At 60.3% G+C, this 21,971-nt stretch carries 18 protein-coding genes, 1 tRNA gene and 1 pseudogene; 17 read left to right on the forward strand and 3 right to left on the reverse strand.

Going from position 1 to position 21,971, the window contains the following annotated elements; all coding sequences use genetic code 11:
• Positions 1 to 17 precede the first annotated feature (17 nt).
• Positions 18 to 348 (reverse strand): annotated as a pseudogene (locus CAF65_RS15620) (hypothetical protein).
• Positions 349 to 497: 149 nt separating this feature from the next.
• A tRNA-Leu gene (locus CAF65_RS15625) sits at positions 498 to 582 on the reverse strand.
• Positions 583 to 687: 105 nt separating this feature from the next.
• On the opposite strand from CAF65_RS15625, the gene queA reads away from it, so the two are divergent.
• From queA to CAF65_RS15655, 6 genes are all read left to right on the forward strand, one after another.
• On the forward strand, positions 688 to 1,737 hold the full coding sequence (gene queA / locus CAF65_RS15630) for a tRNA preQ1(34) S-adenosylmethionine ribosyltransferase-isomerase QueA (protein WP_008020244.1): 1,050 nt from the start codon (positions 688 to 690) through the stop codon (positions 1,735 to 1,737).
• 14 nt (positions 1,738 to 1,751) lie between these two features.
• Complete coding sequence (gene tgt, locus CAF65_RS15635) at positions 1,752 to 2,867, forward strand: tRNA guanosine(34) transglycosylase Tgt (protein WP_178076707.1); 1,116 nt, start codon at positions 1,752 to 1,754, stop codon at positions 2,865 to 2,867.
• A gap of 43 nt (positions 2,868 to 2,910) precedes the next feature.
• On the forward strand, positions 2,911 to 3,246 hold the full coding sequence (gene yajC, locus CAF65_RS15640; protein ID WP_007956696.1) for a preprotein translocase subunit YajC: 336 nt from the start codon (positions 2,911 to 2,913) through the stop codon (positions 3,244 to 3,246).
• A 64-nt stretch (positions 3,247 to 3,310) separates the two neighbouring features.
• Complete coding sequence (gene secD / locus CAF65_RS15645; RefSeq protein ID WP_085717083.1) at positions 3,311 to 5,179, forward strand: protein translocase subunit SecD; 1,869 nt, start codon at positions 3,311 to 3,313, stop codon at positions 5,177 to 5,179.
• A 9-nt stretch (positions 5,180 to 5,188) separates the two neighbouring features.
• The gene (gene secF, locus CAF65_RS15650) at positions 5,189 to 6,103 is read left to right on the forward strand and encodes a protein translocase subunit SecF (RefSeq protein ID WP_085717084.1); all 915 of its coding nucleotides are present in this window, start codon (positions 5,189 to 5,191) and stop codon (positions 6,101 to 6,103) included.
• 134 nt (positions 6,104 to 6,237) lie between these two features.
• Positions 6,238 to 6,786 (forward strand): glycine zipper 2TM domain-containing protein, encoded by a 549-nt coding sequence (locus tag CAF65_RS15655; RefSeq protein WP_085717085.1) that lies wholly within the window; start codon positions 6,238 to 6,240, stop codon positions 6,784 to 6,786.
• A 195-nt stretch (positions 6,787 to 6,981) separates the two neighbouring features.
• Here CAF65_RS15655 and gap read toward each other — a convergent pair whose 3' ends face one another.
• Positions 6,982 to 7,983, reverse strand: coding sequence for a type I glyceraldehyde-3-phosphate dehydrogenase (gene gap / locus CAF65_RS15660; protein WP_085717086.1), 1,002 nt, complete (start codon positions 7,981 to 7,983; stop codon positions 6,982 to 6,984).
• Positions 7,984 to 8,203: 220 nt separating this feature from the next.
• On the opposite strand from gap, the gene edd reads away from it, so the two are divergent.
• The 11 genes from edd (at position 8,204) to CAF65_RS15715 (ending at position 21,875) form a co-directional block, all read left to right on the forward strand.
• Positions 8,204 to 10,030, forward strand: a complete 1,827-nt coding sequence (gene edd / locus CAF65_RS15665) for a phosphogluconate dehydratase (protein WP_085717087.1) — start codon at positions 8,204 to 8,206, stop codon at positions 10,028 to 10,030.
• Positions 10,027 to 10,986 (forward strand): glucokinase, encoded by a 960-nt coding sequence (locus tag CAF65_RS15670; RefSeq protein WP_085717088.1) that lies wholly within the window; start codon positions 10,027 to 10,029, stop codon positions 10,984 to 10,986. The genes edd and CAF65_RS15670 overlap by 4 nt, the downstream gene beginning before the upstream one ends.
• Before the next feature lie 177 nt (positions 10,987 to 11,163).
• A complete protein-coding gene (locus CAF65_RS15675) occupies positions 11,164 to 11,895 on the forward strand; it encodes a response regulator (RefSeq protein WP_056725962.1) in 732 nt (243 codons plus the stop codon).
• Entirely contained in the window at positions 11,885 to 13,354 is a 1,470-nt protein-coding gene (locus tag CAF65_RS15680) for an ATP-binding protein (protein ID WP_085717089.1), read from the forward strand. Before CAF65_RS15675 ends, CAF65_RS15680 begins: the two co-directional genes overlap by 11 nt.
• Positions 13,355 to 13,581: 227 nt before the next feature.
• Entirely contained in the window at positions 13,582 to 14,841 is a 1,260-nt protein-coding gene (locus tag CAF65_RS15685; RefSeq protein WP_085717090.1) for an AGE family epimerase/isomerase, read from the forward strand.
• 117 nt (positions 14,842 to 14,958) lie between these two features.
• Positions 14,959 to 16,257 (forward strand): ABC transporter substrate-binding protein, encoded by a 1,299-nt coding sequence (locus CAF65_RS15690; protein WP_085717091.1) that lies wholly within the window; start codon positions 14,959 to 14,961, stop codon positions 16,255 to 16,257.
• Positions 16,258 to 16,458: 201 nt separating this feature from the next.
• A complete protein-coding gene (locus CAF65_RS15695; protein WP_085717092.1) occupies positions 16,459 to 17,367 on the forward strand; it encodes a carbohydrate ABC transporter permease in 909 nt (302 codons plus the stop codon).
• Positions 17,360 to 18,205 carry a carbohydrate ABC transporter permease gene (locus CAF65_RS15700; protein ID WP_085717093.1) on the forward strand — a complete coding sequence of 282 codons (846 nt, stop codon included), beginning with the start codon at positions 17,360 to 17,362 and terminating at the stop codon, positions 18,203 to 18,205. The genes CAF65_RS15695 and CAF65_RS15700 overlap by 8 nt, the downstream gene beginning before the upstream one ends.
• A 4-nt stretch (positions 18,206 to 18,209) precedes the next feature.
• Positions 18,210 to 19,370, forward strand: a complete 1,161-nt coding sequence (locus CAF65_RS15705) for an ABC transporter ATP-binding protein (protein ID WP_085717094.1) — start codon at positions 18,210 to 18,212, stop codon at positions 19,368 to 19,370.
• Positions 19,371 to 19,560: 190 nt separating this feature from the next.
• Complete coding sequence (locus CAF65_RS15710; RefSeq protein ID WP_085717095.1) at positions 19,561 to 20,907, forward strand: carbohydrate porin; 1,347 nt, start codon at positions 19,561 to 19,563, stop codon at positions 20,905 to 20,907.
• A 113-nt stretch (positions 20,908 to 21,020) separates the two neighbouring features.
• A complete protein-coding gene (locus CAF65_RS15715; protein ID WP_085717096.1) occupies positions 21,021 to 21,875 on the forward strand; it encodes a D-hexose-6-phosphate mutarotase in 855 nt (284 codons plus the stop codon).
• Positions 21,876 to 21,971 lie beyond the last annotated feature (96 nt).

A 21,971-nucleotide genomic window follows, 5' to 3' on the forward strand; every position in this document is an offset into this window, starting at 1 on the left:
AGACCGCCTGCCTTCACTCACTGAATGTCTTTCAGGTAATCCTTGAGGGCGATGAGTGGGGCATCAAGCAGCTCCATTGTCTGAATACTGGAAACCTCATCCGCCAACCTCCCCAACTCCCGCCCCAACGGCTTATCCACACCCCCAACAGCCTCCAACGCCAACCTCACACATTCACCCACCTTCACCTGAATCCCTTCAACATCCCCCCCCCCGCACCAGCAACTCAAACACATCCCGCTGGTAATCCCCCATCACCAGATCATCCCGCAAAATCGGGCTCTGATCTTCCGTCTCATAAGCCAGCTTGAGGGAGAAGAGGGCGACGGTTTCCAGGTGCAATTCCATGGGGGAATCCTTGATGAGTGTCTTACTGACCGAGGGGTGTGAAGTTCAAAGAAATCGCTGGCAAGCCAGCTCCTACAGGTCGGCGGCGTGTCAGGCACTTTTCTATGGGCGAAAAAAAAGGCCTTGCAAAGCAAGACCTTTCTTAATTTTGGTGCCCCGAGGGAGACTCGAACTCCCACTCCTTTCGAAAACGGATTTTGAATCCGCCGCGTCTACCAATTCCGCCATCAGGGCAATGGCCGCGGAGTATAGAGATGAGATAACCGCTGGTCAATCAGGTACATGGAGAATTTTTGATATTTCCGCTAGACTTCCCGGCCCTGCTAGACGAACCCCATCATGCGCGTTGCTGACTTTACCTTCGAGCTTCCTGATTCGCTGATTGCCCGCCATCCTTTGGCCGAGCGTCGCGGTAGTCGCCTGTTGACCCTGGATGGGGTCAGCGGCGCCCTGGCACACCGTCAATTCACTGATTTGCTTGAGCATTTGCGCCCGGGCGATTTGATGGTGTTCAACAATACCCGGGTGATTCCGGCGCGGCTGTTTGGCCAGAAGGCTTCCGGCGGCAAGCTGGAAATCCTGGTGGAGCGGGTGCTGGACAGTCATCGCGTGCTGGCCCATGTGCGCTCCAGCAAATCGCCCAAGCCTGGGTCGAAGATCCTGATCGACGGCGGTGGCGAGGCCGAGATGCTGGCGCGTCATGATGCGTTGTTCGAGCTGGGGTTTGCCGAGGAAGTGCTGCCGCTGCTCGACCGCGTCGGGCACATGCCGTTGCCTCCTTATATAGACCGCCCGGATGAAGGCGCGGACCGCGAGCGTTACCAGACCGTCTACGCCGAGCGTTTGGGCGCGGTGGCGGCGCCGACGGCGGGGCTGCATTTCGATCAGGTGCTGATGGAGGCGATTGCCGCCAAGGGCGTCGAGACAGCGTTCGTGACCCTGCACGTTGGCGCCGGCACCTTCCAGCCGGTGCGCGTGGAGAAGATCGAAGACCACCATATGCACAGCGAATGGCTGGAAGTCGGCCAGGACGTGGTGGATGCGGTTGCCGCCTGCCGCGCGCGCGGCGGTCGGGTGGTGGCGGTGGGGACCACCAGCGTGCGTTCCCTGGAAAGCGCCGCCCGCGATGGCGTGCTCAAGCCGTTCAGCGGCGATACCGACATCTTCATCTACCCGGGCCGGCCGTTTCATGTGGTCGATGCCCTGGTCACCAATTTCCATTTGCCTGAATCCACGTTGTTGATGCTGGTCTCGGCGTTCGCCGGTTATCCCGAGACCATGGCCGCCTATAAAGCCGCCGTCGACAACGAATACCGCTTTTTCAGCTACGGTGATGCGATGTTTATCACCCGTAACCCCGCACCACGTGGCCCTGAGGACAAAGAATGAGTCGCCAATGTCGTATGTCGTTTGAGCTGCTTGCCACTGATGGCAAGGCTCGTCGTGGTCGCCTGACCTTCCCCCGTGGCACCGTCGAGACCCCGGCCTTCATGCCGGTCGGCACTTATGGCACGGTCAAGGGCATGCTGCCGCGGGATATCGAGGCGATTGGCGCTGAAATCATTCTGGGCAACACCTTCCACCTGTGGCTGCGTCCGGGCATGGAAGTGATCAAGAAGCACGGCGACCTGCACGATTTCATGCAGTGGAAAGGCCCGATTCTGACCGACTCCGGTGGTTTCCAGGTGTTCAGCCTGGGCGCCATGCGCAAGATCAAGGAGGAGGGCGTGACCTTCGCCTCGCCGGTCGACGGCGCCAAGGTGTTCATGGGCCCGGAAGAGTCGATGCAGGTGCAGCGTGACCTGGGCTCCGACATCGTGATGATTTTCGACGAATGCACGCCGTACCCGGCCGACGAAGATGTCGCCCGTGTATCGATGGAGTTGTCCCTGCGTTGGGCCCAACGCTCGAAAAACGCCCATGGCGACAACACGGCGGCGCTGTTCGGCATCGTTCAGGGCGGCATGCACCAGGATTTGCGCATGCGCTCCCTGGAAGGCCTGGACAAGATCGGTTTTGATGGCCTGGCCATCGGCGGTCTGTCGGTGGGCGAGCCGAAGCACGAGATGATCAAGGTGCTGGATTACCTGCCGGGCCAGATGCCGGCTGACAAACCTCGTTACCTTATGGGCGTTGGCAAACCGGAAGATCTGGTTGAGGGTGTGCGCCGCGGTGTGGACATGTTCGATTGCGTGATGCCAACCCGTAATGCCCGCAACGGGCATCTGTTCATCGATACCGGCGTGCTGAAGATCCGAAACGCGTTCCATCGCCATGATGATTCGCCGCTGGATCCGACCTGCGATTGCTATACCTGCCAGAACTTCTCCCGCGCTTACCTGCATCACCTGGACAAGTGCGGCGAAATGCTGGGAAGCATGCTCAATACCATCCATAACTTGCGCCATTATCAAGTGCTTATGGCTGGTTTGCGCGAGGCTATTCAACAGGGTACATTGGCCGCCTTTGTCGATGCCTTCTACGCCAAACGCGGGCTTCCCGTGCCGCCTTTGGACTGAGTTTTCTGACCCCAAGATTCAACATTTGCAACTGGAGTGCTAAATGAGCTTTTTTATCTCTAATGCCATGGCAGACGCTGCAGCCCCTGCGGCAGCCCCTATGGGCGGCGGCTTTGAGTGGATTTTCCTGGTCGGCTTCCTGGTCATCTTCTACCTGATGATCTGGCGTCCACAGGCCAAGCGCGCCAAAGAGCAGAAAAACCTGCTGAGCAGCCTGCAAAAGGGCGACGAAGTTGTGACCACCGGCGGCATCGCCGGCAAGATCACCAAAGTGGCCGACGATTTCGTCGTTCTGGAAGTTTCCGACACCGTCGAAATGAAATTCCAGAAAGGCGCCATCGCTGCCACGCTGCCAAAAGGCACGCTGAAAGCGATCTGAGTTTCAACTTCATATTCAATCGACGGGGCGCGCAAGGCGCCCCGCGTCATAAACGGGCGGCGTGATGCTGAACAAATATCCTCTGTGGAAATACATTCTGATCCTGGCGGTGCTGGCGGTCGGTCTGATTTATTCCGCTCCCAATCTTTACCCTGATGACCCGGCCATTCAGGTCAGCGGTGCAAGCACTGCGCTGCTGGTCAATCAGGCTGATCTGGATCGTGTAAGCACTGCGCTCAGAGAATCCGGAATCAACGTCAAGGCTGCCACCCTGGCCGCCAACGGCAAGGGCGGTCTGATTCGCCTGACCAAGGCTGAAGATCAGCTGCCGGCCAAGGACGTTGTACGCAAGGCGTTGGGTGACGACTACGTCGTTGCACTGAACCTGGCGCAAACCACCCCGCAATGGCTGCGCAACCTCGCTGCGCACCCGATGAAGCTGGGCCTGGACTTGTCCGGTGGTGTGCACTTCCTGCTGGAAGTGGACATGGAAAAAGCCCTCGATGCACGCCTGAAAGTCTACGAAGGCGACGTCAAGAGCCTGTTGCGTAAAGAGAAACTGCGCTATCGCAGCCTGCCGCAGCTCAATGGTGCCATCCAGCTGGGCTTCTCCGATGAAGCGACCCGCGAACAGGCTCGCACCATCATCCGCAAGAACTTCAACGATTTCGACATTGTTCCGGCCGACCTCAATGGTCAACCGGTGCTGCGTCTGGCGATGACCCCGGCCAAGCTGGCGGAAATCCGCGAATACTCCATCAAGCAGAACCTGACCACGGTACGTAACCGCGTCAACGAGCTGGGTGTTGCCGAACCGATCGTTCAGCGTCAGGGCGCCAACCGCATCGTGGTTGAGCTGCCGGGCGTGCAAGACACCGCCGAAGCCAAGCGTATCCTCGGCAAGACGGCCAACCTGGAGTTCCGTCTGGCGGCTGAGCCTGGTGCTTCGAAAGCCACTTCCGAGGAATTCGAGTTCCGTGAGGGCAAGCGTCCTCCTGCGCTCATCGAGCGTGGCCTGATCATCACCGGTGACCAGGTGACTGATGCCAAGGCGGGCTTCGGCGAGCACGGCACGCCGGAAGTGAACATCCGTCTGGATGGTCACGGCGGCGAACTGATGAGCCGTGCGACCCGTTCGAACGTCGGTCGCAGCATGGCGGTGATCTTCATCGAGCAGCGTCCTGTCACCACTTACACCAAGCAAGTGGTCGACGGCGTCGAGAAAGACGTGGCGGTGCAGTCGTTCAAGGAAGAGAAGAAGATCATCAGCCTGGCAACCATCCAGTCGCCGCTGGGTGCCCAGTTCCGTATCACTGGCCTGAACGGCCAGGGCGAATCGTCCGAGCTGGCGCTGCTGCTGCGTGCCGGTGGTCTGGCGGCACCGATGTACTTCGCTGAAGAGCGCACCATTGGCCCAAGCCTGGGTGCCGACAACATCACCAAAGGTATCGATGCATCGTTGTGGGGCATGCTGTTCGTCTCGCTGTTCATCATGGCCATCTACCGCTTCTTCGGCCTCATCGCCACCGTCGCGCTGGCGGTGAACATGGTGATGCTGCTGGCCCTGATGTCGCTGCTGGGGGCAACGCTGACCCTGCCGGGTATCGCCGGTATCGTGTTGACCATGGGTATGGCGGTCGACGCCAACGTGCTGATCTTCTCGCGGATCCGTGAAGAGATCGCCGCCGGCATGACCGTGCAGCGCGCAATCAACGAAGGCTTCGGCCGGGCGTTCACCGCGATTCTCGACGCCAACCTGACCACTCTGCTGGTGGGCGGCATCCTGTTTGCCATGGGCACAGGTCCGGTCAAGGGCTTCGCAGTGACCATGTCCCTCGGGATCTTTACCTCGATGTTCACGGCCATCATGGTGACCCGCGCGATGGTCAACCTGATCTTCGGCGGTCGTGACTTCAAGAAGTTGTGGATTTAAGGGGCTGCCATGTTACGTACAATCAACTTCATGGGCGTCCGCAACTTTGCGTTCGGCGTCACATTGTTCCTTACCGCACTGGCAATCTTCAGTGTCTTCCACAAGGGCATGAACTGGGGCCTGGACTTCACCGGCGGTACGCTCATCGAGCTGACCTACGAGCGTCCGGCCGATGTCACCAAGGTGCGTGAGCAGCTGGTGACCGCGGGCTATCACGAAGCGGTCGTGCAGAACTTCGGTGCGACCACCGATCTGCTGGTGCGCATGCCTGGCGAAGACCCGCAACTGGGTCACCAGGTGGCCGAAGCCCTGCAAAAGGTCGGCGGCGAGAACCCGGCGACGGTCAAGCGTGTCGAGTTCGTCGGCCCGCAGGTGGGTGAGGAACTGCGCGACCAGGGCGGCCTCGGCATGCTGATGGCGCTGGGCGGCATCCTGATCTACCTGGCTTTCCGCTTTCAGTGGAAGTTTGCGGTCGGCGCGATCGTGTCCCTGATCCACGACGTGATCGTGACCATCGGTATCCTGTCGTTCTTCCAGGTCACCTTCGACCTGACGGTGCTGGCGGCGGTGCTGGCGATCATCGGTTACTCGCTCAACGACACCATCGTGGTATTCGACCGGGTTCGCGAAAACTTCCGTGTACTGCGCAAGGCCACCCTGATCGAGAACATCAACATCTCGACCACGCAAACCCTGCTGCGGACCATGGCGACCTCGATCTCCACCTTGCTGGCGATCGCGGCCCTGCTGTTCTTCGGTGGCGACAACCTGTTCGGCTTCTCGATTGCCCTGTTCGTCGGTGTCATGGCGGGTACTTACTCGTCGATCTACATCGCTAACGTGGTGCTGATCTGGCTGAACCTGAGCACCGAGGACCTGATTCCTCCTGCCAATACCGAGAAGGAAGTCGACGACCGTCCTTGAGGGGCTCTCTAATCCAGAGCAGTCTTCCAGCGATGTAGTCCGAAAAAGGCGCGAGTTGAACTCGCGCCTTTTTTTGTGCTCCAAGGCTGGGAGAAGCGCGGGTTTATCCCGTATGTGATGGTCAGGAGGTTCATGTGAACAAGTCGATGCTGGTTGGTGCTGTACTGGGTGCTGTCGGTGTGACTGCCGGGGGTGCTGTGGCCACCTACAGCCTGGTTAAAAGCGGCCCAGAGTACGCGCAAGTACTCGCCGTTGAGCCGGTCAAGACGCAAATCAAGACTCCACGTGAAGTGTGCAAGGATGTAACGGTCACCCGGCAGGCGCCGGTGAAAGATCAACATCAGATCGCCGGTACGGTGGTCGGTGCATTGGCGGGTGGATTACTGGGTAACCAGATCGGTGGCGGTACCGGCAAGAAGATCGCCACGGTCGCGGGTGCTGTTGGCGGTGGTTACGCCGGCAACAAGGTGCAGGAAGGCATGCAGGAGCGTGATACCTACACCACGACCCAGACCCGTTGTAATACGGTGAATGACATCAGCGACAAGGTTGTCGGTTACGACGTGCGGTATTCGCTGGACGGCAAGGAAGGCAATGTGCGCATGGATCGTGATCCCGGGAACCAGATCCCTGTGGATAAAGAGGGCAAGTTGATCTTGTCGGAGAATCAGCAGGCTCATTGATCCGCTGAAGTCAGATGCAAAAAGAAGCACCCTGCGGGGTGCTTTTTTGTGCCCGGGATCCATGAGTCGCCGCAAACCCTCTGTAGGCGCGAGCTTGCTCGCGATGGCCGTTAACGATGACAAGGGGCGCCTGAATGAACACGAGGTCCTTGCATCCTTCGCGAGCTCGCTCCTGCAAGAACGGGGGCGTGCTGCCTATTCGGCGTTGCACAGTGCCAGGCAGTTATCGAGCATGCGGTTGGAGAAGCCCCACTCGTTGTCATACCACGCCAGTACCTTGAGCAATTTGCCGCTGGATTTGGTGTGGTTGGCGTCGAAGATCGATGACAGCGGGTTGTGGTTGAAGTCGCTGGAGACCAGCGGCAGGGTGTTGTAGCCAAGGATCTTCGAGTGCTGGCTGGCTTCTTTCATCAGCGCATTGACCTCATCGGCCGACGCTTCGCGCTTGAGCTGCACCGTCAGGTCCACCAGCGACACGTTGATCACCGGTACGCGCACCGCCATGCCGGTCAATTTGCCTGCCAGTTCCGGCAGCACCAGGCCGACGGCTTCGGCGGCACCGGTCTTGCTCGGGATCATGTTCTGGGTGGCCGAACGGGCGCGGTACGGATCGACGTGATAGACGTCGGTCAGGTGCTGGTCGTTGGTATAGGCGTGAATGGTGGTCATCAAGCCGCTTTCGATGCCCAGTTCGCGATGCAGCACCTGGGCCACCGGAGCCAGGCAGTTGGTGGTGCACGACGCGTTGGAAATGATCTGGTGCGACTGGCGCAGAATGTCGTGGTTCACCCCGTAAACGACGGTGGCGTCGGCGCCTTTGGCCGGTGCAGAGATAATGACTTTGTGCGCGCCCGCCGAAATATGCGCGGCGGCTTTGGCCCGGTCGGTGAACAAACCGGTGCATTCGAATACCACATCAATCTTTTCCGCGGCCCAGGGCAAATCGGCCGGGTTGCGGATGGCGCTGACCGAAATGCGGTCGCCGTTGACCGTCAGGCTCTCCTGGTCGTGCTGGACATCGGCATCGAATGTGCCGTGAACGGTGTCGTACTTGAGTAGATGAGCGTTGATCGCGCTGTCGCCCAAATCGTTGATGGCGACAATCTGCAGATCCTGACGGTAGCCCTGGGTATAGAGTGCACGCAGGACATTACGGCCGATGCGGCCAAAACCATTGATTGCGATTCGAAGAGTCATATTGCGGCGCTACCGTCGTTTTGTTGTTGGAATTACAAGATTATTCGTAAAAAAATAGAAAACAAGCCTTTTTAATGGCAATATTTTGTTCAATCTACAACGAGTGACCTGAATCAACTGGTCCGAATGGTCAATTAAACCGTCTGTCATCCCATCGACACCGGCCTTTGATCAGCATAGACAATCAGGTCGCCACATCCGTTAGCCTGGAGTTCTACACATGCATCCCCGCGTCCTTGAGGTCACTGAACGGCTTATCGCCCGCAGCCGCGCCACGCGTGAGGCCTACCTTGCATTGATCCGCGGTGCGGCCAGCGACGGTCCGATGCGCGGCAAGCTGCAATGCGCCAACTTCGCCCATGGCGTGGCCGGTTGCGGCAGCGAAGACAAGCACAGCCTGCGGATGATGAACTCCGCGAACATCGCGATAGTTTCGTCATATAACGACATGCTCTCGGCGCACCAGCCGTACGAAGTCTTTCCGGAGATGATCAAAAAGGCCCTGCGTGAAATCGGCTCCGTCGGCCAGTTCGCCGGTGGCACGCCGGCCATGTGCGATGGCGTGACCCAGGGCGAGCCGGGCATGGAGTTGAGCCTGCCGAGTCGCGAAGTGATCGCGTTGTCTACTGCCGTAGCGCTGTCCCACAACATGTTCGACGGCGCGCTGCTGCTCGGCATCTGCGACAAGATCGTGCCGGGCCTGATGATGGGCGCGCTGCGCTTCGGCCATCTGCCGATGATCTTCGTGCCGGGCGGGCCGATGGTGTCGGGCATTTCCAACAAGCAGAAAGCCGATGTGCGCCAGAAATACGCCGAAGGCAAGGCAACCCGCGAAGAGCTGCTGGAATCGGAAATGAAGTCCTACCACAGCCCTGGCACCTGTACCTTCTACGGCACCGCCAACACCAACCAGTTGCTGATGGAAGTCATGGGCCTGCACCTGCCGGGCGCGTCCTTCGTCAACCCGAACACGCCGTTGCGCGATGCCTTGACCCGCGAAGCCGCGCACCAGGTCACGCGCCTGACCAAGCAGAACGGCGACTTCATGCCGATCGGTGAAATCGTCGACGAGCGTTCGCTGGTCAACTCCATCGTGGCGCTGCACGCCACGGGAGGCTCGACCAACCACACCCTGCACATGCCGGCCATCGCCATGGCGGCGGGCATTCAATTGACCTGGCAGGACATGGCCGACCTCTCCGAAGTCGTGCCGACCCTGAGCCACGTCTACCCGAACGGCAAAGCCGACATCAACCACTTCCAGGCCGCGGGCGGCATGTCGTTCCTGATCCGTGAACTGCTGGAAGCCGGGTTGCTCCACGAAAACGTCAACACCGTGATGGGCCACGGCCTGAGCCGCTACACCCAGGAGCCGTTCCTCGACAACGGCAAGCTGGTGTGGCGCGAAGGCGTGACCGACAGCCTCGATGAAAGCATCCTGCGTCCGGTTGCCCGCGCATTTTCGCCGGAAGGTGGCCTGCGGGTGATGGAAGGCAACCTTGGTCGCGGTGTGATGAAAGTCTCCGCCGTTGCCGTGGAAAACCAGATCGTCGAAGCGCCAGCCATGGTGTTCCAGGATCAGCAGGATCTGGCCGATGCATTCAAGGCCGGTTTGCTGGAGAAGGATTTTGTCGCGGTGATGCGCTTCCAGGGCCCTCGCTCCAACGGCATGCCGGAGTTGCACAAGATGACGCCGTTCCTCGGTGTATTACAGGACCGCGGCTTCAAGGTGGCGCTGGTGACCGACGGACGCATGTCCGGCGCGTCGGGGAAAATTCCGGCGGCCATTCATGTCAGCCCCGAAGCCTATGTAGGCGGCGCTTTGGCGCGGGTGCAAGAGGGCGATATCATCCGCGTCGATGGCGTCAAAGGCACCCTGGAGCTTAAGGTGGACGCCGAAGAATTCGCAGCGCGCACGCCGGCCAAGGGCCTGTTGGGCAACAACATCGGCACCGGTCGCGAACTGTTTGGTTTCATGCGCATGGCCTTCAGCTCGGCGGAGCAGGGCGCCAGCGCCTTCACTTCTGCCCTGGAGACGCTTAATTGAAACTGGCTTTGGTCGGTGACATCGGTGGGACCAACGCACGTTTCGCGTTGTGGAAAAACCAGCAACTGGAATCGGTCCAGGTGCTGGCAACGGCAGATTTCCCCAGCCCGGAAGAGGCCATCAGCCTCTACCTGAATGGCCTGGGGCTGGCACCCGGGGCGATCGGATCGGTGTGCCTGTCGGTGGCGGGTCCCGTCAGCGGCGACGAATTCAAATTCACCAACAATCACTGGCGTCTGAGCCGCAAGGGCTTTTGCCAGACCTTGCAGGTCGAGCAACTGTTGCTGGTCAACGACTTCTCGGCCATGGCCCTGGGCATGACCCGTTTGCAGCCCGGCGAATTCCGCGTGGTCTGCGAGGGCACGCCGGAGCCATTGCGCCCGGCGGTGGTGATTGGCCCGGGCACCGGCCTGGGCGTTGGCACCTTGCTCGATTTAGGGGAGGGCCGGTTCGCTGCGTTGCCGGGGGAGGGCGGTCACGTCGACCTGCCGTTGAGCAGCCCGCGTGAAACTCAGCTTTGGCAACATATCTTCAACGAAATCGGTCACGTCAGTGCTGAAACCGCGTTGAGCGGCGGCGGCTTGCCGCGCGTCTACCGGGCGATCTGCGCGGTGGACGGGCACACGCCGGTGCTCGACACGCCGGAAGCCATCACCGCTGCCGGACTGGCGGGCGACCCGATTGCCGTGGAAGTGCTTGAACAGTTCTGCTGCTGGCTCGGTCGCGTGGCCGGCAACAACGTGCTGACCACCGGTGGACGTGCTGGCGTGTACATCGTTGGCGGGGTGATTCCGCGCTTTGCCGACTTCTTCCTCCGGAGCGGTTTCGCCCGATGCTTCGCCGACAAGGGTTGCATGAGCGACTACTTCAAGGGGATTCCGGTGTGGCTGGTGACGGCGCCGTATTCGGGGTTGGTTGGCGCGGGTGTAGCGCTGGAGCAATCTCTCCCGGCCTGAAAGGCGATCAACTGTGGGAGCGAGCCTGCTCGCGAATGCGGTGTGTCAGTCAACGAATGTGTTGAATGTAAAACCGATTTCGCGAGCAGGCTCGCTCCCACAGTTGCTTCTGTGGTGTTTGTAGATTCTGTGCATCAGGCATAATCCGCTAATTCCAACAACAAGGATGCCTTCGAAGTGAGCTCAGTCAACAAGTCGATTTTGTTGGTCGATGACGATCAAGAGATACGCGAGTTGCTGGATACCTACCTGACCCGCGCCGGTTTCCAGGTGCGTACCACGCCCGACGGCGCCGGTTTTCGCCAGGCGCTGAACGAGGCGCCGAGCGATCTGGTGATCCTTGATGTGATGCTGCCCGACGAAGACGGCTTCAGCCTGTGCCGCTGGATTCGCCAGCATCCACGCCAGGCGCAGGTGCCGATCATCATGCTCACCGCCAGTTCCGACGAGGCCGACCGCGTCATCGGTCTGGAACTGGGCGCCGACGATTATCTGGGCAAGCCGTTCAGCCCACGGGAGTTGCAGGCGCGGATCAAGGCGCTGTTGCGTCGCGCGCAGTTCGGTCAGGAACGTAGCGGTGGCGAGGTGCTGGCCTTCGATGACTGGCGTCTGGACATGGTCAGCCATCGGCTGTTTCACATCGATGGCGAAGAGGTGATTCTCTCGGGTGCTGACTTTGCACTGCTGAAACTGTTCCTCGATCACCCGCAGGAAATTCTCGACCGCGACACCATCGGCAACGCCACCCGTGGCCGCGACCTGATGCCCCTCGATCGCATCGTCGACATGGCAGTCAGCCGCTTGCGCCAGCGTCTGCGCGATACGGAAAAACCACCACGGCTGATCCGTACCGTGCGCGGCAGTGGTTACCAATTGGCAGCCAATGTGGTTGCCAGCAATGGCCACTGAGTTTCTGCGCAATCTCGCCGCCAAGGTCCCTGTACCGCGTTCACTGTTGGGACGGATGCTGCTGCTGACCTTGCTGGCAGTGCTGTTCGCCCAGACGCTGTCGAGCGTGATCTGGGTGTCGCAACTGCGCGCCACGCAGCTGGAGGGCCTGGTCACCAGTGCCCGCAGCCTGGCCCATTCGATGGCGGCCAGTGTCAGTTACTTCCGTTCGTTGCCGGTGGCGTTTCGGCCCCTGGTGCTCGATCAGTTGCGCAGCATGGGTGGCACCCGGTTCGTGGTGACGCTCAACGACAAACCCCTGGGCATGGAAGTGCTGCCCATCACCCCGCGCAAAGAGGCTGTGCTCAAAGCCGTGGACGAGGTGCTGCGCCAGTCCCTCGGTCAGGACGCGGACATCTCGGTGACCTTCGTCAGTCCGGAAGACCTGCGCATCTTCAATGGCGGCCTGAAGCTCGATGAGTTGCCACGTTCCTGGGCGCACTACGCGCTGACCCTGGAACCGGTGAATCCGCCGGTGCTGGTCACGCAGATCCAGATGGCACCGGGCGAATGGCTGTACATCGCCTCGCTGTTGCCCGAGCCTTACACCAGTCTTGAAGAACAGGGCCTGCCGGCACAGCAGGTGTGGTTCATCGTCCTGACCAGCGGCTTTCTGCTGTTGTTCATCGGTCTGCTGGTGCACTGGCAGAGTCGTCCGCTCAAGCGTCTGGCACGGGCAGCGCGGGACTTGTCACTGGGCGCCGATGTCGAGCCGGTGGCCGAAGGTGGTGGCAGCGAAGTGGTGGAAGTCGGCCGTGCCTTCAACACCATGCGCGAGCGCATCAGCCGTTACCTGACCGAGCGCAGCCAGTTGTTCAGCGCGATTTCCCACGACCTGCGCACTCCGATTACCCGCCTGCGACTGCGGGTCGAATTGCTCGAAGACGAAACACTGCAAGCCAAGTTCGGGCGTGACCTGGACGAGCTGGAGCTGCTGGTCAAAGGCGCACTGCAGTGCGTGAAAGACACCGACATCCACGAGAACATCGAGCCGGTGGACCTCAACCATGTGCTCGACTGTCTGGTGGAACCGTATCTGGCACCGAACGGCAACGGCCGCGTGACCCAGCAGGGGCGGGCGCTGGCGGCCTATCCGGGGAAACCGCTGGCGCTCAAGCGATGCATTGGCAACTTGATCGATAACGCGTTGAAGTACGGGCAGAACGCGCATCTGTACATCGATGACGATGACAGCGCGTTTATCCTGCATGTCGATGATGAAGGGCCGGGCGTGCCAGAGCAGCGGCTGGAGCAGGTGTTCGAACCGCACTTCCGCCTGGCCGGGCAGCAGCAGGGGTATGGCTTGGGGCTGGGGATTGCCCGCAACATTGCCCATAGCCACGGTGGTGAAGTGAGTTTGCAGAATCTGCGTGAGGGCGGGTTGCGGGTGACCCTGCAGTTGCCCCGCAGTGCCGATTAGTTAAACCGCGTTATCGTTCTTCGCGAGCAGGCTCGCTCCCACAGGGGCGCGCGTCGTACACAAATCCAATGTGGGAGCGAGCCTGCTCGCGAAGACGGCAGAACATTCAACATTGTCCTCAAGGCAATTGTCACAAGCCGGTGACATAACCCACCCCCTTCGTTACAAGCCAGCCTTCGTCCGTTGTTTATGCTGCCCAGCAGTCATAACAACAAAAAAGGTACGTCATGGACACCTTCCAACCGGCCTTCAGCAGTTGGCTGAATGCACCTGCCCATCAGCGATGGCTCGCTGCCGAAGGCTCGCGCCTGCTGGCGTTTGCCAAGGCATCGAGGCTCCCTGAAGGCTTTGGCGACCTCGATGAAAAAGGTCGGCTTCCGGCCAATGCGCAAGCCTGGACCATGAACACTGCGCGCATGACCCACAGCTTCGCCATGGCCCATATCCAGGGGCTGCCGGGTTTTGCCGAGCTGGTGGATCACGGTGTCGCGGCACTGCGCGGGCCACTGCGGGATGCGCTTCACGGCGGCTGGTTCGCGGCTGCCGAACACCGCGACGGCAACACCGGCAAGAACGCCTACCTGCATGCCTTCGTCGCGCTGGCCGCGAGTTCTGCGGTAGTCGCGCAGCGTCCCGGTGCGCAGGCCTTGCTCGATGATGCCGTCGACATCATCGATACGTACTTCTGGAGCGAGGAGGAGGGCGCCATGCGCGAATCCTTCAACCGCGACTGGAGCGAGGAGGAAGCCTATCGCGGCGCCAACAGCAACATGCACGCCACCGAGGCCTTTCTTGCACTGGCTGATGTCACTGACGACAACCGTTGGCTGAGCCGTGCCCAGCGGATTGTCGAGCGGGTGATCCATGGTCACGCCGCTGCCAACGATTACCTGGTGATCGAGCATTTCGATCACGCCTGGCAGCCACTGCGGGACTACAACCGTGACAATCCGGCCGACGGCTTCCGCCCCTATGGCACCACCCCGGGCCACGGTTTCGAGTGGGCGCGGCTGTTGCTGCATCTGGAAGCTTCGCGGGTCAGGGCGGGGATGCTCACGCCGGGCTGGCTGCGCATCGACGCGCAAAAACTCTTTGAGCACAACTGCCGCCACGGCTGGGACGTCGATGGTGCGCCGGGGATCGTCTACACCCTGGATTGGGACAACAAAGCGGTGGTCCGCCATCGCCTACACTGGACCCATTGCGAAGCGAGTGCCGCCGCCAGTGCGCTGCTTAAACGCACCGGTGATGAGCAGTATGAACACTGGTACCGACTGTTCTGGGAATTCTGTGACAGTCATTTCATCGACCGCGAAGGCGGCAGCTGGCATCACGAACTCGACCCGCTGAACCGCCCGAGTGCCGATATCTGGCCCGGAAAGCCAGACCTTTACCACGCCTGGCAAGCCGTGCTGATTCCGCGCCTGGCGCTGGCGCCGAGCATGGCCACGGCGCTGGCGCATCTGTCCCAGAGCGGTTCTATGTAACCATGCGGTGACATTCGCGCATCCCTTCGTTACCTGCGAGGGGATAGCGCCTGTTTAGAATCCTATGCAGCGCAAGCAACAGACTTGCATGCATAACAACAAGAAAGGTGCTCCTAGATGAATGCGATTTCTCGCCTCGCTACTGTCATTTCTCTCGCTTCCCTGTCTGCGCTCCCCCTCAGTGTGCTCGCCGCCGAATCCAAAGGTTCTGTCGAAGTCGTTCACTGGTGGACTTCCGGTGGTGAAAAAGCAGCGGTCGATGTCCTGAAGGCTCAAGTCGAAAAAGACGGCTTCACCTGGAAGGACGGCGCAGTCGCCGGTGGTGGCGGTTCCACGGCCATGACCGTACTCAAAAGTCGCGCCGTAGCCGGCAACCCGCCGGGCGTTGCCCAGATCAAGGGTCCGGACATCCAGGAGTGGGGCAGCACTGGCCTGCTCAGCACCGACGCGTTGAAAGACGTTTCCAAGGCGGAAAACTGGGATGGCCTGCTGTCGAAGAAAGTCTCTGACACCGTCAAATACGAAGGCGATTACGTGGCCGTGCCGGTGAATATCCACCGCGTGAACTGGCTGTGGATCAACCCGCAAGTGTTCAAGAAAGCCGGGATCGAAAAAGCCCCGACTACCCTCGAAGAATTCTATGCCGCCGGCGACAAGCTCAAGGCCGCAGGCTTCATCGCGCTCGCCCACGGCGGTCAGCCTTGGCAGGACAGCACCGTGTTTGAAGACGTGGTGCTCTCGGTCATGGGCGCCGACGGTTACAAGAAGGCCCTGGTCGATCTGGACCAGAAAACCCTGTCCGGCCCGGAGATGACCAAGTCGTTCGCTGAGCTGAAAAAGATCACCGGCTATATGGACCCGAACCGTGCCGGTCGTGACTGGAACATCGCCGCCGCCGACGTCATCAATGGCAAGGCCGGTATGCAGATGATGGGCGACTGGGCGAAAAGCGAGTGGACCGCCGCGAAGAAAATCGCGGGCAAGGACTACCAGTGCGTGGCGTTCCCGGGCACCGAAAAAGCCTTCACCTACAACATCGACTCGATGGCCGTATTCAAGCTCAATGCCGATCGCAAGGGCGACATCGCTGCCCAGCAAGACCTGGCCAAGGTCGCGTTGGGTACCGACTTCCAGAAAATCTTCAGCATGAACAAGGGTTCGATCCCGGTGCGTAATGACATGCTGAACGAAATGGACAAGCTTGGCTTCGACGAGTGTGCCCAGAAGTCGGCGAAGGACTTCATCGCGGACGACAAGACCGGCGGCCTGCAACCGAGCATGGCGCACAACATGGCCACCTCCCTGGCTGTGCAGGGCGCGATCTTCGACGTTGTCACCAACTTCATGAACGACAAGGACGCTGACCCGGCCAAGGCCAGCGCCCAACTGGCTTCTGCTGTCAAAGCGGCCCAGTAATTCGCAATCACCGCAGGAGAATCCTGCGGCAAACCCCTGAGAGAGCTCCGCCCCATTGTAGGAGCGAGCTTGCTCGCGATGGACTACCAGACACCGCGCTAATCCAGACAGAACACGGTGTTCTTGATTCCATCGCGAGCAAGCTCGCTCCTACAGGGGGGAACTCTGTCCGGATTTCACTTCTCCACCTGGATTATCCCGATGAGCTCTGTGGCGGTTTTCAGCAAAGCCTCACCGTTCGATGCGCTGCAACGCTGGCTACCCAAGTTGGTACTCGCGCCGAGCATGCTGATCGTGTTGGTTGGCTTCTACGGTTACATCATCTGGACGTTCATTCTGTCCTTCACCAACTCCAGCTTCATGCCGAGCTACAAGTGGGTCGGTCTGCAGCAATACATGCGCCTGATGGACAACGACCGCTGGTGGGTCGCGAGCAAGAACCTCGCGCTGTTCGGCGGCATGTTCATCGGCATCAGCCTGGTGCTGGGCGTGTTCCTCGCCGTGCTGCTGGACCAGCGCATCCGAAAGGAAGGCTTTATCCGCACCATCTACCTGTACCCGATGGCGCTGTCGATGATCGTCACCGGTACGGCGTGGAAATGGCTGCTCAACCCGGGCCTGGGCCTGGACAAGATGCTGCGTGACTGGGGCTGGGAGGGCTTGCGTCTCGACTGGCTGGTGGATCAGGATCGCGTGGTTTACTGCCTGGTGATCGCCGCCGTGTGGCAAGCCTCCGGGTTTGTCATGGCGATGTTCCTCGCTGGTCTGCGCGGCGTCGATCAATCGATCATCCGTGCCGCGCAAGTCGACGGTGCGAGCCTGCCGACCATCTACCTGAGGATCGTGCTGCCGAGCCTGCGCCCGGTGTTCTTCAGTGCCTTCATGATCCTCGCGCACATCGCGATCAAGAGCTTCGACCTGGTCGCGGCGATGACTGCGGGTGGTCCGGGTTACTCCTCCGACCTGCCGGCGATGTTCATGTATTCCTTCACCTTCAGCCGTGGCCAGATGGGCATCGGTTCGGCCAGCGCCATGCTGATGCTCGGCGCCGTGCTGACCATCCTCGTGCCGTACCTGTACTCCGAGCTGCGAGGCAAACGCCATGACTAATCAACTCGGCAAACCAGCCCTGAGCTTCAGCCGCATTGCGATCTACTCCACGCTGCTTTTGGCCGCGGCGGTGTACCTGATCCCGCTGGTGGTGATGCTGCTGACCAGCTTCAAATCCCCGGAAGACATCCGCACCGGCAACCTGCTGAGCTGGCCGACCGTGATTGACGGCATCGGCTGGATCAAGGCCTGGGACGTGGTCGGCGGCTACTTCTGGAACTCGGTGAAAATCACCGTACCGGCGGTGCTGATCTCCACCTTCGTCGGGGCCATGAACGGCTACGTGCTGTCGATGTGGCGCTTCCGTGGTTCGCAGCTGTTCTTCGGCCTGTTGCTGTTCGGCTGCTTCCTGCCGTTCCAGACCGTGCTGCTGCCGGCCTCGTTCACCCTCGGCAAATTCGGCCTGGCCAACACCACCTCGGGCCTGGTGCTGGTGCACGTGGTCTACGGCCTGGCGTTCACCACGCTGTTCTTCCGTAACTACTACGTGAGCATTCCGGATGCGCTGGTCAAGGCCGCCCGGCTCGATGGCGCAGGCTTCTTCACGATCTTCTGGAAGATCCTGCTGCCGATGTCGATCCCCATCGTGATGGTCTGCCTGATCTGGCAGTTCACCCAGATCTGGAACGACTTCCTGTTCGGCGTGGTCTTCGCCAGTGGCGATGCCCAGCCAATTACCGTGGCCCTGAACAACCTGGTCAACACCAGCACCGGGGTCAAGGAATACAACGTTGATATGGCCGCCGCGATGATCGCCGGGCTGCCGACACTGCTGGTCTACATATTCGCTGGCAAGTATTTCCTGCGTGGGCTGACGTCCGGCGCGGTCAAGGGGTAGAAACATGGCAACTCTCGAATTACGCAACGTCAACAAGACCTACGGCGCCGGTTTGCCGGACACCCTGAAAAACATCGAACTGAAGATCGATGACGGGGAATTCCTGATCCTGGTCGGCCCGTCGGGCTGCGGCAAGTCGACCTTGATGAACTGCATCGCCGGCCTGGAAACCATCAGCGGCGGCGCGATCCTGGTGGACGGCGCCGACATCAGCGGCATGAGCCCCAAGGATCGCGACATCGCCATGGTGTTCCAGTCCTATGCGCTGTACCCGACCATGAGCGTGCGCGAGAACATCGAGTTCGGCCTGAAGATCCGCAAAATGCCGACCGCGGAAATCGACGAAGAGGTGGCCCGCGTCTCCAAGCTGTTGCAGATCGAACACCTGCTCAACCGTAAGCCTGGCCAGCTCTCCGGTGGCCAGCAGCAGCGCGTGGCGATGGGCCGTGCCCTGGCGCGGCGGCCGAAGATTTATCTGTTCGACGAACCGCTGTCCAACCTCGACGCCAAGCTGCGGGTCGAGATGCGCACCGAAATGAAATTGATGCACCAGCGCCTGAAAACCACCACGGTCTATGTGACCCACGACCAGATCGAAGCCATGACCCTGGGTGACAAGGTTGCGGTGATGAAAGACGGGATCATCCAGCAGTTCGGCACGCCGAAGGACATCTACAACGACCCGGCCAACCTGTTCGTGGCGAGCTTCATCGGTTCGCCGCCGATGAACTTCATTCCGCTGCGCTTACAGCGCAAGGACGGTCGTTTGCTGGCGCTGCTCGACAGCGGCCAGGCCCGTTGCGAACTGCCGTTGGGCATGCAGGACGCCGGTCTTGAAGATCGCGAAGTGATCCTCGGCATGCGCCCTGAGCAGATCGTTCTGGCCAACGGCGAAGCGAACGGTTTGCCGACCATTCGTGCCGAAGTGCAGGTCACCGAACCGACCGGTCCCGACACCCTGGTTTTCGTCAATCTCAACGACACCAAAGTCTGCTGCCGCATGGCGCCGGACGTGGCGCCGGCGGTGGGCGAGACGCTGAACCTGCAATTCGACCCGGCGAAAGTGCTGCTGTTCGATGCGAAAACGGGTGAGCGACTGGGCGTCGCTGGCGTAGCGAAAACCGAATCACATGTTGCCAACGTCGCACAGTTCAAAGGCCGCTGAAGAACAAATGTGGGAGCGAGCCTGCTCGCGAATGCGGTCTGAGACTCGAAAAAGATGTCGCCTGATTCACCGCTTTCGCGAGCAGGCTCGCTCCCACAGGGGATCCGCGATGCACGGCCTGTCGTGCGTCGCAACTGATGTAACCGCGTTAAAAAAGAAAAGTTAATAACAATAAAACGAGGATGTAGGGATGAAGATGAAGAACAAGGCCCGGTTGATCTGCCAAGTGTCAGCAGCGGCAGCACTGGTTCTGGCCGGCAATGCGATGGCCGATGAAGCGTTCAGCTCCGGCTCCAAATGGATGACGGGCGATTGGGGTGGCGAGCGTACCAAACTGATCGAGCAGGGCATCGACATCAAGATGGACTACGTCGGTGAAGTCGGCGCTAACCTGCATGGCGGTTTCAACGATGACAAGACCGCGCGCTACGCTGATCAGTTCGGCCTTGGGGCGGCGCTGGACCTGGAAAAACTGCTGGGCTGGGACAACACCCAGGCCAAGATCCAGCTCACCAACCGTAACGGTGAGAACATCTCCAACGACCGTATCGGCGACCCGCGTGCCGGCACCCTGAGTTCCTCCCAGGAAGTCTTCGGCCGTGGCCACATGGTGCGTCTGACCCAGTTGTGGATTCAGCATCAGTTCTTCGACAACAAGCTGGACGTCAAGGCCGGTTACTTCGGCGAAGGTGAAGACTTCAACACCTTCCCGTGCGAATTCCAGAACCTGGCGTTCTGCGGATCCCAAGTGGGTAACTGGGCCACCAACATCTGGTACAACTGGCCGGTCAGCCAGGCGGCGATCCGCGTGAAGTACAACATCAATGACGAGCTCTACGCCCAGATCGGCGCGTACAACCAGAACACGTCGCAACTGGAGCACGGCAACGGCTTCAAGCTCAGCGGCAGTGGTACCAATGGCACCGTCCTGCCGGTCGAGCTGGTCTGGTCGCCGAAGGTCAACAACCTGCCGGGCGAATACCGTGTCGGTTACTACAAAAGTACCTCCGATGCCAACGACGTTCGCGAAGACGACAACGGTCAGGACGCAGCGACCACCGGCAACCCTTTGCGCGTCCACGATAGCAAGCACGGCTACTGGTTCGTCGCGCAGCAGCAACTCACCAACCACAACGGCGACGCTTCTCGCGGTCTGAACATCGCGGCCAACGCCACTTTCCACGACAAGGACACCAACTTCATCGACAACTACCAGTCGCTGATGTTTGTGTACAAGGGGCCGTTCGACGCGCGTCCGAAGGATGACGTGGGCATCGGTTTCGCCCGTATCCATGTCAACGATGACGTGAAGAAAAACGCCGAACTGACCAACGCGGCCAACGGTGTTTCGGACTTCGACAACCCGCTTTTCTCGCCCATTCGTGAAACCGAATACAACTACGAGATCAACTACGGCTTCCACGTGACCAACTGGCTGACCGTACGTCCCAACCTGCAATACATCACGCACCCGGGTGGTGTGGATGAAGTCGACAACGCGCTGGTGGCCGGCCTGAAAATTCAGTCGGTGTTCTGACGCTGTTGCGATAAGCTCTCCTCAATGTGCGCATTTTTGCGGACAGCCCTGGCTGTCCGCTTTTTTTTGCGGGCCGCGCACCCCGGTGACAGATGATTTCAGGACCGTGGCACATGCTTGAGCATCCGCTACAACGCTTCTTCAAATCCTTGCGCGAGCGTCCGGTGTTCGCGTGGGAGCGCTATCAGATGCGCGACGTGCTGGTGATCGATCATCCGCTGTGTCAGGCGGTGTTCAGCCGTCAGGGCGCGCAGTTGTTGCACTTCCAGCCACAGGGCCAGAAACCCTGGCTCTGGTGCGCGGCGAAGTGGCCGCAGGTCGGTGCCATTCGCGGTGGCGTGCCGGTGTGTTGGCCGTGGTATGGCCGGCATCCGAGCGAAAACGCCTGGCCGTCCCATGGCTGGGCGCGGCTGCTCGACTGGAAGCTGCTCGACAGCAACAGTGACGACGATGGCGTGCGATTGCACTGGCAACTGAAGTTGTGCGACTGGCAGGTGGACCTGCACGCGCATCTGGGCGAGCGCATGGAGTTGCGCCTGAGCACCGAGCATCAGGATGACATGCCGTGCCAGTTGAGCCAGGCTTTGCACGCTTACTGGCGTATTGGCGATGTCAGTGAGATAGCGCTGTCTGGGCTGGACGGTGCGCAGGGTTATGACCAGTTGAGCCGACAGGTTTGTCAGCAGGAAGGCGAGTTGCGCGTGGACGGCGGTTGTCAGCGAGTGTTCCAGCATGACGGCGAATTGCAGCTCAACGACCATGCCTGGCAGCGGGCGCTGTGCATCGATACCGGCGACACGGCCGACACGGTGGTTTGGCATCCCGGTTCACGGCCGTTGCTCGGCGTGACCTGGAGCGAGATATCCGAATTCGTTTGCGTAGAGGCCGCAAGCGGCGGTACCGACAGCCTGTGCCTGAAACCTGGGGAGCGGGCGCATTTGAGTTTGCAGGCGCGGGTGGGGGCTTAGCTCGGCATTTGCGGTGATGCGACCGGCCCTTTCGCGAGCGGGCTCGCTCCCACAGGGGACTGGTTTTGAACACAAATGCTGTGTTCACTGAAGATC

This window comes from Pseudomonas sp. B28(2017) (assembly GCF_002113025.1).
Taxonomy (GTDB): Bacteria; Pseudomonadota; Gammaproteobacteria; order Pseudomonadales; family Pseudomonadaceae; genus Aquipseudomonas.

Coding starts and splice junctions, on each gene's coding strand:
- queA (WP_008020244.1), top strand. CDS start 688: ATGCGCGTTGCTGACTTTACCTTCGAGCTTCCTGATTCGCTGATTGCC.
- tgt (WP_178076707.1), top strand. CDS start 1,752: ATGTCGTTTGAGCTGCTTGCCACTGATGGCAAGGCTCGTCGTGGTCGC.
- yajC (WP_007956696.1), top strand. CDS start 2,911: ATGAGCTTTTTTATCTCTAATGCCATGGCAGACGCTGCAGCCCCTGCG.
- secD (WP_085717083.1), top strand. CDS start 3,311: ATGCTGAACAAATATCCTCTGTGGAAATACATTCTGATCCTGGCGGTG.
- secF (WP_085717084.1), top strand. CDS start 5,189: ATGTTACGTACAATCAACTTCATGGGCGTCCGCAACTTTGCGTTCGGC.
- gap (WP_085717086.1), bottom strand. CDS start 7,983: ATGACTCTTCGAATCGCAATCAATGGTTTTGGCCGCATCGGCCGTAAT.
- edd (WP_085717087.1), top strand. CDS start 8,204: ATGCATCCCCGCGTCCTTGAGGTCACTGAACGGCTTATCGCCCGCAGC.
- CAF65_RS15680 (WP_085717089.1), top strand. CDS start 11,885: ATGGCCACTGAGTTTCTGCGCAATCTCGCCGCCAAGGTCCCTGTACCG.
- CAF65_RS15685 (WP_085717090.1), top strand. CDS start 13,582: ATGGACACCTTCCAACCGGCCTTCAGCAGTTGGCTGAATGCACCTGCC.
- CAF65_RS15690 (WP_085717091.1), top strand. CDS start 14,959: ATGAATGCGATTTCTCGCCTCGCTACTGTCATTTCTCTCGCTTCCCTG.
- CAF65_RS15695 (WP_085717092.1), top strand. CDS start 16,459: ATGAGCTCTGTGGCGGTTTTCAGCAAAGCCTCACCGTTCGATGCGCTG.
- CAF65_RS15700 (WP_085717093.1), top strand. CDS start 17,360: ATGACTAATCAACTCGGCAAACCAGCCCTGAGCTTCAGCCGCATTGCG.
- CAF65_RS15705 (WP_085717094.1), top strand. CDS start 18,210: ATGGCAACTCTCGAATTACGCAACGTCAACAAGACCTACGGCGCCGGT.
- CAF65_RS15710 (WP_085717095.1), top strand. CDS start 19,561: ATGAAGATGAAGAACAAGGCCCGGTTGATCTGCCAAGTGTCAGCAGCG.
- CAF65_RS15715 (WP_085717096.1), top strand. CDS start 21,021: ATGCTTGAGCATCCGCTACAACGCTTCTTCAAATCCTTGCGCGAGCGT.